The sequence below is a fragment of the uncultured Chitinophaga sp. genome, from assembly GCF_937874145.1.
Classification (GTDB): Bacteria; Bacteroidota; Bacteroidia; order Chitinophagales; family Chitinophagaceae; genus Chitinophaga.
In genome coordinates this window covers 22,676-33,244 of sequence record NZ_CALNBI010000238.1, presented here as the reverse complement: position 1 = coordinate 33,244, position 10,569 = coordinate 22,676, and the positions used below count along the sequence as shown (strand labels likewise).

13 protein-coding genes are annotated in these 10,569 nt (G+C 52.6%); 3 read left to right on the top strand and 10 right to left on the bottom strand.

The window, feature by feature from the left end:
* The 5 genes from Q0510_RS11820 to Q0510_RS11800 all read right to left on the bottom strand — a co-directional run.
* On the bottom strand, positions 1–198 hold a 198-nt coding region (locus Q0510_RS11820), incomplete at its 3' end, for an MBL fold metallo-hydrolase (protein ID WP_298711639.1).
* A gap of 123 nt (positions 199–321) precedes the next feature.
* Positions 322–603, bottom strand: a complete 282-nt coding sequence (locus tag Q0510_RS11815) for a metalloregulator ArsR/SmtB family transcription factor (protein ID WP_209145680.1) — start codon at positions 601–603, stop codon at positions 322–324.
* Positions 604–985: 382 nt separating this feature from the next.
* The gene (gene tsaB / locus Q0510_RS11810) at positions 986–1,663 is read right to left on the bottom strand and encodes a tRNA (adenosine(37)-N6)-threonylcarbamoyltransferase complex dimerization subunit type 1 TsaB (protein WP_298711633.1); all 678 of its coding nucleotides are present in this window, start codon (positions 1,661–1,663) and stop codon (positions 986–988) included.
* Positions 1,664–1,668: 5 nt separating this feature from the next.
* Entirely contained in the window at positions 1,669–2,325 is a 657-nt protein-coding gene (locus Q0510_RS11805) for a 3-hydroxyacyl-CoA dehydrogenase family protein (protein ID WP_298711630.1), read from the bottom strand.
* A gap of 5 nt (positions 2,326–2,330) precedes the next feature.
* Positions 2,331–2,711: a RidA family protein gene (locus tag Q0510_RS11800; protein WP_298711627.1), complete on the bottom strand. Its 381-nt coding sequence runs from the start codon at positions 2,709–2,711 to the stop codon at positions 2,331–2,333.
* A 102-nt stretch (positions 2,712–2,813) separates the two neighbouring features.
* Here Q0510_RS11800 and Q0510_RS11795 point away from each other — a divergent pair, with 102 nt between their 5' ends.
* Positions 2,814–3,635: a type II CAAX endopeptidase family protein gene (locus Q0510_RS11795; RefSeq protein WP_298711622.1), complete on the top strand. Its 822-nt coding sequence runs from the start codon at positions 2,814–2,816 to the stop codon at positions 3,633–3,635.
* A gap of 1 nt (position 3,636) precedes the next feature.
* Here the strand turns inward: Q0510_RS11795 and Q0510_RS11790 are convergent, their stop codons facing one another.
* From Q0510_RS11790 to Q0510_RS11775, 5 genes are all read right to left on the bottom strand, one after another.
* Positions 3,637–5,259 carry a L,D-transpeptidase family protein gene (locus tag Q0510_RS11790; RefSeq protein WP_298711619.1) on the bottom strand — a complete coding sequence of 541 codons (1,623 nt, stop codon included), beginning with the start codon at positions 5,257–5,259 and terminating at the stop codon, positions 3,637–3,639.
* Between the two features lie 119 nt (positions 5,260–5,378).
* A complete protein-coding gene (locus tag Q0510_RS11785) occupies positions 5,379–6,815 on the bottom strand; it encodes an Rne/Rng family ribonuclease (RefSeq protein WP_298711616.1) in 1,437 nt (478 codons plus the stop codon).
* Between the two features lie 427 nt (positions 6,816–7,242).
* Positions 7,243–7,338: an AURKAIP1/COX24 domain-containing protein gene (locus Q0510_RS24870; protein ID WP_224118025.1), complete on the bottom strand. Its 96-nt coding sequence runs from the start codon at positions 7,336–7,338 to the stop codon at positions 7,243–7,245.
* A gap of 33 nt (positions 7,339–7,371) precedes the next feature.
* Positions 7,372–8,220, bottom strand: coding sequence for a tetratricopeptide repeat protein (locus tag Q0510_RS11780; RefSeq protein ID WP_298711613.1), 849 nt, complete (start codon positions 8,218–8,220; stop codon positions 7,372–7,374).
* A gap of 25 nt (positions 8,221–8,245) precedes the next feature.
* Complete coding sequence (locus tag Q0510_RS11775; RefSeq protein ID WP_029464490.1) at positions 8,246–8,533, bottom strand: HU family DNA-binding protein; 288 nt, start codon at positions 8,531–8,533, stop codon at positions 8,246–8,248.
* A gap of 234 nt (positions 8,534–8,767) precedes the next feature.
* On the opposite strand from Q0510_RS11775, the gene mutY reads away from it, so the two are divergent.
* Together mutY and Q0510_RS11765 are read left to right on the top strand one after the other, a co-directional pair.
* Positions 8,768–9,817 carry an A/G-specific adenine glycosylase gene (mutY, locus tag Q0510_RS11770; protein WP_298711595.1) on the top strand — a complete coding sequence of 350 codons (1,050 nt, stop codon included), beginning with the start codon at positions 8,768–8,770 and terminating at the stop codon, positions 9,815–9,817.
* 165 nt (positions 9,818–9,982) lie between these two features.
* Positions 9,983–10,459: a single-stranded DNA-binding protein gene (locus Q0510_RS11765; RefSeq protein ID WP_298711592.1), complete on the top strand. Its 477-nt coding sequence runs from the start codon at positions 9,983–9,985 to the stop codon at positions 10,457–10,459.
* Positions 10,460–10,569 lie beyond the last annotated feature (110 nt).

The window sequence follows — 10,569 nt, the reverse complement described above, 5'->3', positions numbered from 1 at the left end:
CAGGTCGAGGTGGCCGGACACGAAATCTGCGTGGAAATGGGTTTCGAAAATATATTTGATGGAAGCGTTCCGCTCATGTGCGAGGGTAAGATAGGGCTCAATGTCGCGCAGGGGATCGATAATGGCGGCTTCACCCTCCGACTCGATGTAATAGGCGGCTTCCGATAAGCATCCGGTATACAACTGCTTAATAAACATAATGGTGGTTTGATTTGGGCAAAAATACGGAAAAAACAAAAGACCGTCGGTACAGACGGTCTTTTGAGTATCGTAGGTGGCCCCTGGTTGCGGGCTCGGTTATGAAAAAGGTAGATACGGGGATTATCCCACCAGTTCTTCGACGAATTTTGCCACTTCGGCAATACGCTGCTTGTTGATGGTATAATGGATAAACTTGCCGTCTCTCTCGGTAATCACGATCCCGGCGCGGCGCAGGATGGCGAGGTGCTGGGATGCTACGGATTGTTCGAGGCGCAGTTTCACATAAATCTCCGTTACGGTCATACGCTTATGGTCCTCCAGCAGCTTGATCATCTGCTGGCGAAGCTTATGGTTGATCGCTCTCAACACCATCGCGGCCTTCTTAACGGCAATGTAATCCAATTTGATCTGATCTTTTTCATTGTTACCTCTAGAAATAATAAGAGTATTAGAAGAGGTGGTTAATAATTGTTTTTCCATCGCAAAATAGTTTTAAAAATAATGAAATGACAGGGATCAACGGACAGTAATAACGAGACTATTAGACAATAATCGCGGATATTGATTATACAAAATTATAATATTTGTCACAATAAAAAAAATTTCTATACCTTCTTTTTTAATATATAGCCCGGAATACCCCTGTTTTTTCCACAATTTGACACTCACATGACAGTTCCGGGCGCTATATTCCGTCCGTTGGTACCCTTTCAGATATAAACGTGTTTCTATGCGTAATATGATGCCGGGAAATGCTAAAAATCTGCTAAAAAATCAACGGATGTTACTTTTTACCGGGGTGGTAGAAGGCTTTCAGGTAGTGGGGAGCGAAGTAGGCCACATCCTGGAAGTCCTTATCTGCAAAGGCTTTCGCGGCCAGGGGGATCATGTGCCCGGCCGATATCTGGTATGAAGGAAAAACCGTATTGGTGCGTTCTCCTAACAACTCCTGCCATTTAGGGGCTCCGTCGCCGAAGAAAATGACGGTTTTCTGTGCAATAAAGTTGTCGAGCGAGCCCGGTTCGAGCACCAGGGCCTGGGGCACCAGGAGCGCTTCCAGGTTTTGATCGTAAACGGCTGTAAACACCTCCATCCGCCGCGCATCGATCATCGGGGCGTACAGCACATCCTCCGCAGGCCTTTGCGCCTGCATCCCCGCCGCCATCATCTGCAAGGTGGAAACGGCGATGAGCGGCTTCTTCCAGGTGTAACACAGCCCTTTCGCCGTGGCGGTGCCCACGCGCAAACCGGTGTAGGAACCCGGACCGGCGCTGACGGCGATGGCGTCCAGCTGGCCGGGTGTTACGCCGTGGCGGCGCATGAGGTCGCCGATGTACTGCGTAATGGTAGCAGCGTGGTCGCGCTGATCGGTATTGCGGATGGTTTCCAGGGCCTCACCGTTGCGCGAAAGGCACACGGAGCCGATGGATGTTGCAGTGTCTATATGGAGGATATGTGCCAAGTGGATCAGTCTGGTTGTTGGATAAATGCGTTGTATTCCTGTTCAAGCGATGCGCAGATGCGATAACGCTCGCCGCCAGTTTCGGCATACACGGCGCGCAGCACTTCGTATACGTTGCGGATGCCGATGCGGCTGCACCATTCGAAAGGACCGTAAGGATAATTGGTGCCCAGCTTCATGGAGATGTCAATATCTTCCCGCGAAGCGGTTCCCTCTTCCGCCGTGAAATAGGCCTCGTTGATGATCATCGCCACCGTGCGGGGCGTTACCAGTCCCGCCGAAGCTTTGACGGTATCATACTCCCATCCCAGTTCCTGCATGATGGATTTCAGCTTGCCGGCGTCGCTTTCCGCCGAAATCCCCACTTCCAGCCGCGGCATCCGGTAAAAACCGGGCAGCCAGTTGACGGCATACAGGCTGGGATATTGCTCCCAGGCGGCCGGCGGCGTTTTCACGAGGCAACCCAACACCGGGAGCCCCGGCTGCAGCGAGTAAATCATAAGATTCTCGGGCCGCTCGTCGAGGGAAAGGTCGATCACCAGGTCCGCACCGCCTTTCAGCGGGCGCAGCTCCGGCTCGTATAACACGCGGTGGCTCCCGGTGCTGCGGGATTCGCGGAATGCTTCCCACCGCTCCTTTTCGCCGGTTACGAGTATATCCATTCCGGTTATTTTACGGCGATCATGGAAATCTCCACATTCGCGCCTTTCGGCAATGCGGCTACCTGCACGGTTTCGCGGGCGGGGAAGTATCCGGAGAAGTATTTACCGTATACCTCGTTAATCTGCCCGAAATCTCCCATGTTCATGATGAAAATCGTGCTCTTCACCACGTCGGAGAAATCCATCCCGGCTTCAGACAGGATGTTCCGCAGGTTCTGCATCACCCGGTGCGTTTCGGCGATGATGTCGCTCTGCTCCATCTGGCCGCTTTCAGGGTTCAGCGCGATCTGCCCGGAAATAAACAGCATGTTGCCCGCCTGCACGGCCTGGTTGTAAGGACCGATCGGCGCGGGTGCGTTCGTGGAGTTGATGATTTGTTTTTCCATATGCCGCAAAAATAAGGTTTTAAGTAAGCAAATTGCTTATATTAGCATGAACGTACGAGCGAAGACTAGTCAACTACCCGAAGAAAATTTAGCTGCACAAATATGTATGTCAAAACAAGGCATGGCCTGTCGTTGAATGGCGCATGGCAAATGCAGATCGCCCTGTTTGCCGGATGGATCGTTCCGTGCTCGATCGTGTTTCTGATATCCGGCATCAACCTTCTTCAATTTCCTGCATTACTTTCCTGGCTGTATCTGCTGGGCGGCGTCAGCGTCATTACCTGCGCACTGGTCCGCAAGCGCGACAACTTCAAATTCATGCCGCGCCTCTACATGACGGCCGAGCTTTTCCTTCTATGCATCACCTCGGCCATCGCGCTGGTGATGGTGAAAGATGGATCGGGCAGCCTGCTTCCCCTGCCCGTATGGTCCGATATGACATTTACTTCCATCCGCACGGGCGATCCCTTTGCCGTGGTCTGCACCGTGGTGCTCATCGCCATGATGGAAGAAATCCTGTTCCGGGGCATCATCATGGAAGCCCTTCTCCAACGTTACTCCGCCGGCATTGCGCTCCTCCAGAGCGCGCTTCTGTACATGCTCGCCCACCCCGATCCCGCGCAGATGCCCGGCGCTTTCATGCTGGGGCTCCTCACCGGCGCCTTCTACCTCCGGTTCCGGGACCTTTGCCCTTCCATGCTCATACATATCTCGTATAACGCCGCCGCCGCGCTCATGCTCAACGCCGGCAGCCACCATTTCGCGGAAGATTCCCCCGTCGTGTACGTGCTGATTGTTGCCGGATGCGCGGGCGCCCTCATCGCCGGCTACTTCCTCATGCAACGCATCCCCCTCCCCAAATCAACGGAGAAAGCGGCCCCCCTGCCGGGAAAGCCGCTTTTGCACACGGAACGCTCCGTATAATTTATTTGCCGAACATCAGTTTCGCCAGCTTCGCGTCGTGTCCATACACATCGTCGCGGAAGTTCAGCCGGCCGTTGCTGTCCACCCAGGCCGTGAAATAACCAATGAACACGGGCAGCTTATCCTTCACCGTTACATACTTCTCTTTGCCGGCATTCATCGCCGCGTCGATCTTGGCGGACGTCCAGCTGGAATCTTTCCGCAGCACCCATTCGGCCAGCTTCTTCGGTTCCGACACGCGGATGCAGCCGTGGGAGAACGAACGCTTCGTTTCGTTAAACAGCCCTTTCGCCGGCGTATCGTGCAGGTAGATGTTGTATTCGTTCGGGAAAAGGAATTTCACTTTGCCCAATGAGTTCTTCGGGCCGGGTTTCTGGCGCACGGAAATATTGTTGCCGCTGCCGCTCATTTCCATGTTGTGGCGCGCCAGGTACGCGTTGCCGCTCTTGCGGATGCCGGGCAATACTTCTTTCTTCAGGATGCCGGGCGGCACGTTCCAATACGGGCTGAACACCACATATTTCAGTTCTTTGCTGAAAATCACGGTGCTGTTACCCTGCGTGCCCACCACCACGTTGCAGCTCCAGGCCAGTTTGCCTTCTTCATAAGCATGCAGGCGGAATTCGGGGATGTTCACGAGCAGGTAATCCGTCGTCACTTCCACCGGCACCCAGCGGATGCGCTCCATGTTCAGCAGGATCTGGTGCATGTAATGCTGGAGCGGACGGTTGAGCGCGGCCACCGTCTGTTCGCGGATAATGCCGTCGTCCTTATGCCCGTGGCGGACCTGGTAATTGCGCAGCGCGCTGTCGAGCATGGGCGTAAACCGGGAAGTGGTATCGTTTTCCTTGAAATCCCCCAGGAGATGTAACCGTTTTTTCACGGCGGCGATCACTTCGGAGGAGTCGCCGGATTTATAGGTTTTCTTCTTTTCGATCCGGATAGAATCCAGCGTAGGATTATCTTTCGCGAGTTTAGCCAGGCGCTGGATCTCGTCGCGGAGGAGTTTATATTGCCTGTTCACCGGCTCATTGGCCGCAATCGCCGTTTTGGGATAGCGGATCACGGAATCGAGCAGGCTTTCGACATTGATTTTTTTACGGGGGATGAACCATTCGAGGTCCTTGGCATTGGCGCTGGTCATACCGCCCCAGACTTTCTCGGCGTAGGTGAAGAATTGCCCGGTGAGGGCGATTTCGGTGAGGCGTACGAGTGAGTCTTTATGATTGAATTCGTCTCCCTGGGAACTGAGGGAGTCGAACATGCGCATGGCGGAAGATTTGTCGAGCGCGGAGTCGCTGATGCCGGAGGCTTCGTCCTGCCGCATCATATTCATGAACCCGCCGGCTTGTTCGGTGAGGCCTGCGGAGTCGATCCAGGCGAAGTGGAAGTCGCGTTTGCGGTAGAAGTCGAGGATGGAAGTGCGATAGGGTGCAAATTCCGCATGATGGTCAAGAAACGCCACGACCAGGTTGCTGTCCATGGCTTCGGCGATGTATTCTTCTTTGGTGTAATGGGTGGTGTCGCGGTTAATACCTTCGCCTTCGGCGCGTTTCTGGCCTTGCTGGCAGGCGGTTGCGGCGAGGAGGAGGAGTAAAGCGGGCAGTACGGTTCTTTTCAACATATCGAAGTCACATTTAGGAGGTATAACAATATTCCGCCGGGTATGTTGCAAACCTGGGGCCGGAGGGCCGGGCGGCGGAAAAAAGGGCGCATCCGGTTGGGTGCGCCCTGGTAAAATTATCAGAATTTGATTTCTTCGTCGTTGTCATCGAAGAAGTGGTACTCCGTGAGATGGTAGTTGGAATCTGCGCGGAGTTTGATCCATTTCTTGTACGCGAAATACCATTTCCACTGGCGGCTGCGGAGCCAACCTTTGGTGAGGTAGGCGTAGAGGATGGGGTGCACGCGGATGGTGAGGCCTTTGTGCTGGTGGTTGAGGAGATACTGGAGGTTCTTCTCGATGTCTTCCACGATAAGCATGGAGGCGCCGATTTTGCCGGTGCCTTTGCAGGTGGGACAATCTTCCGCCACGGAAATGGTGATTTCCGGTTTCACGCGCTGGCGGGTGATTTGCATGAGCCCGAACTTGGAGATGGGCAGGATGGTGTGCTTGGCTCTGTCGGGCGCCATGAATTTCTCCATGGCTTCGTATACGTTCTTCTTGTTTTCGGGCAGTTTCATATCGATGAAATCGATGATGATGATGCCGCCGAGGTCGCGGAGGCGCAGCTGCCGGGCTATTTCCGCCGCGGCTTCCAGGTTGGACGCGAGGGCGTTTTGTTCCTGGTTGTTGCTGGAGCTTTTGTAGCCCGAGTTCACGTCGATAACGTGGAGGGCTTCCGTGGCTTCGATGATGAGATAAACGCCGGAATCGAGGTTGACGGTTTTGCCGAAAGAGGCTTTTACCTGCCGGGTAACCCCGAAATGGTCGAAGATGGGGGCGCCGTTATGGTAGTAGGTCACGATGTCCTGCTTTTCGGGCGCTATCTTCTGGATATACGTTTTTGTGTCGGTGTAGATGTTTTTGTCGTTGATGACGATCCTGTTAAAGGATTCGTTCAGCAGATCGCGGAGGATGCTGGTGGTTTTGGTTTGTTCGCTGAGGATCTTCTGCGGAGCTTGCCCGCTGCGAAGGTTTTCCTGGATGGTGTGCCAGGTATTCACCAGGGTTGTCAGGTCTTCATGCAGTTCGGCTGTTTTTTTGCCTTCTGCCGCGGTGCGGACGATGACGCCGAAATTGGGTGGTTTGATAGCTTCAACGATCTTCTGGAGCCTTTTCCGTTCTTCGGAGGAGTGGATCTTTTTGGAGACGGCCACGATGTTGTTGAACGGGGTGATCACGATGAACCGGCCGGGGAGCGAGATTTCGCAGCTGAGGCGCGGGCCTTTGGACGAGATGGGCTCTTTGAGAATTTGTACGAGGATGTTGGGCTTTCCACCGAGCACTTCGGTGATTTTTCCGGTTTTGATGATTTCGGGTTCATTTTTGAATTTGCCGAAATCGAAGGCGCCGGATTTATCGGAGATGGCCTGGTTGGTGAATTTTAGTATGGAACGGATGTAAGGGCTGAGGTCGGTATAATGGAGGAAGGCGTCCTTTTCGAATCCGACGTCCACGAAAGCCGCGTTGAGGCCCGGTATCAGTTTTTTTACTTTGCCTAAATAAAGGTCCCCCACTGCAAAATTAGGATTGCGCTTTCGTGATGCAGCTCTACCAACTTCTTATCTTCCAGCAATGCAATTTCAACACCGGATGGTGCTGCATTTATAATCAATTCCTTATTCAAGCGTCAAAATTTTATCCATAAATACTTCCACTTTAGTGCCACCCTCTTGGTGCTCTGTTTGGGTTGACAAGGGGGTACAGCATTCCCAGATGTAGCCGGTGGTTAGCGGCGGTTACATTTCGAGAGAGGATTGCAAAGGGTTCAGTGATATACAGGTATCCGTGGTGTCTGTGAGGCCGAACTTACGTAAACAACCTGCATGACACTAGCAATTTAATGATTAATGCTAACATCATGCAGGATTGCATTAAAAAATTTATCGTGCAGCCCCTCCGGCTATCTATATCTGAAGTATAAATGGCGGGGAAACAGGAGAATTATTTCTTGCCTTTCTTGTGGCGGTTCTTTCTCAGTCTTTTTTTACGCTTGTGGGTTGCGATTTTATGTCTCTTTCTTTTCTTTCCGCAGGGCATACGCTTGTAATTTTTTTAATGTTTTATGAAATACTATTTAATACTTTTTATGTACCCGTCGATCTCAGCCGCCAGTGCGGGATCCTTGATCAGCTTGCGGCACTGCCGGAGCAGTTCCACGGCTTTGTCGTTTTCGCCCTGGCTCTGATGGGCAACAGCCTTCAGGAACAGTGCTTTAGGTTCGTCGGGCGTGCGTTCGAGGACTTTGTCCATCCGCTCGATCGCCTTATCGAACTGGCCGGATTTGATGGAGAAATTTGCCAGGGTAAGCTGGGCGTCCAGGAAATCCGGGTTTTTCTCAGCCACTTCGCGGAGGAGGCCGATCCCTTTCATGGGCTCGCCGGTGTAATCCACGAGGAGGGCTCCTTTTCTGAGTTTCAGCGTGTCGTTGCCGGGTTCCAGGGCGATAGCCCGGTCGAGCAGGTCGATGGCGGATGAAACTTCCCACAACTGCACCGCGGGGTCCTGTGTGTGTGAAAGGTGGTCCAAAAATAAATTGGCTGCAAAGGTGAGGTTTTTTCCGGAATTTTCCAACTTGGCTGCTTCTCCGGCATAATGGGCGGCGATGGGGAGTTCGTTGAGGCCGTCCCAGATCAGGTAGAGCTGACGATATGCGTTGAGCTGCTGCGTCTGCACGTCGCCGCGCACCACAGCATTCTCCAGCCGGGAGATCTCTCCCAGCTTTTCGGCCGGAACACGTTCCTTGGCCTTCAGCAATATGTCCTTGAAATCCGCTGGCTTAGCGGCATTTCCTTGTGGCATCGCCATACCGGTAGCGGCATGGTCGTGATCATGCACTTTCGGCGATATCCGGCCGAACGCAAATAAAGCGATAACTGCGGCAACTCCGAGGCCAATCAGCAATAGTTGATTTCTTTGCACCCTATTCCAATGTTAGGATGCGAAGTTATGAACTTTTAAGCTTCTTTACCTCTGCAACAAATTCTTTCGACGGTTTAAACGCCGGAATGTAATGCTCGGGGATCTCCACGGCCACATTCTTCTTGATGTTGCGCCCGATCTTGGCAGCTCTCTTCTTGGTAATAAAACTGCCAAATCCGCGGATGTAGATATGCTCGCCATTAGCTAACGCCTCCTTCACTTCCTTGAACATGGCTTCGAGTGTTACTAACACATCTACTTTCGGGATGCCGGTTTTTTCAGCAATGTTGTTAATCAAATCAGCTTTTCTCATAATGAAGCGGAGGATTACTTGTTTTCAAAGTTAAATAAAAAATTTTAATCGCTCTATTTTCAAGCAAATAAAATTTAATATTTTTTTATATAGATAGCAGGTTATAAAAATACGTTTATTTGCGTTCTTTTCCAACCCGTAAATCATTGCAATACAACACCGATAAAGGTTTCGGGAAGGCGAATATATACAAATCATTCGACATATATAAATTATTTTGTGCAAATGACCGATATGAAGCAATTTTTTACCGCGGGTATACTTGCCTGGAATGAGCTCCATAACGACCGGTCCATGCCCTGGAAAAAGGAAAAAGACCCCTACCGCATCTGGCTCTCCGAAATCATCCTCCAGCAAACCCGCGTCGAACAAGGCCGCCCTTATTACGAACGCTTCATCGCAGCCTACCCCGCCATCACCGACCTCGCCGCCGCACCCGAAGAAGAAGTCTTCCGCCTCTGGCAGGGCCTCGGCTATTACGCCCGCTGCAAAAACATGCTCGCCGCCGCCAGAACCGTCGCACAACAACACCAGGGAAAATTCCCCGACACCTACGAAGGCATCGCCGCGCTCAAAGGCGTTGGCGCATACACCGCCGCCGCCATCGCATCGTTCGCATACAACCTCCCGCACGCCGTGCTCGACGGCAACGTATACCGCGTATTAGCACGGTTCTTCGGTATCGACACGCCCACAGACACGACTGCGGGCAAAAAACTTTTCACTCAACTCGCCCAGGATGTACTCCCAGGGCAACAGGCCGGCACCTATAATCAGGCGATCATGGACTTCGGGGCCGTCGTCTGCAAACCTCAGACGCCACTCTGCAAATCTTGCCGGCTCTCTTCTCAATGCGAAGCTTTTCAAAAAGGATTAACAGACCTCGTTCCTGTAAAATCCAAAAAATTACGCATAAAAAAAAGATATTTCTATTATTTATTGCTGGGCAAAGGATCGCTGCGGTACGTCCGCAAGCGGACCGGCAAGGATATCTGGCAGAACCTGCATGAATTTCCCATGATAGAAACCCCTGCCCCCGTCACCGAAGCCGAGCTCCTGGCGCTCCCTGCCTTCCGCGCCCTCGCAGGCCCCGGAAACCTCCGCATCGAAAGCGCCTCCGCGGAGAAAAAACAACAGCTCACCCACCAGACCATCCACGCCCGCTTCCTCCGCATCGGTCCCGAAAACGAGGTTTTACCCCCCGAAGGCTTCCGCGCCGTATCCGCAGCCGGGCTCGACCGCCTCGCCTTCCCCAAGATAATTGTGGACTTCCTTAAAGGGTGACGAGCCGCCCGCACTCCGGTACCATTCATTTATAACGACTTATATAAAATAATCGTGCGTACCCGCGAGAAATTTTTGTGGTGCCGATTGGAAAAAACATTAACTTTAGTAAGGTTGACCGTGAGATGATTTTTTAAACATAGGACAGAATTAAAACCTACAATTATGAGAGGTGTTAATAAAGTAATCCTGATTGGCAATCTTGGCAGAGACCCCGATGTTCAGTTCCTGGAAGGTAACATAGCAGTGGCAAAATTCTCACTGGCCACTACGGAAACTTTCAAAGACCGCGCCGGCAAGCTGATTTCCCAGACAGAATGGCACACAGTCGTGCTCTGGAGAGGCCTGGCAGAGCTGGCCCAGAAATATCTCCACAAAGGAAGCCTCGTCTATATCGAAGGCCGCCTCCGCACCCGCAGCTGGGAAGACAAGGAGGGCAACAAGAAATTCGCCACCGAAGTAGTCGGCGATAACCTCGTGATGCTCGACAAGCGGATGGACGTCGGCAACGGCGACCACGCCGTTCACCACGGCTCCGGATCCTCCACCAGCGGCCAGCAAAGCCCCGGCCACCACGGCGAAGGATACCCCGGCATCGAAATCCCGCCCATGGGAGAAGCCGCGGACGACCTTCCATTCTAAAAATCGGAAAAACCCTCCCAGGCAAGGCCCGCTCCTTTTCTTGCCGTTACGGGACATTCTTTATATTTGCACGCGGGAAAGCGATTCACCTCTCCAAGACCTGAATTACT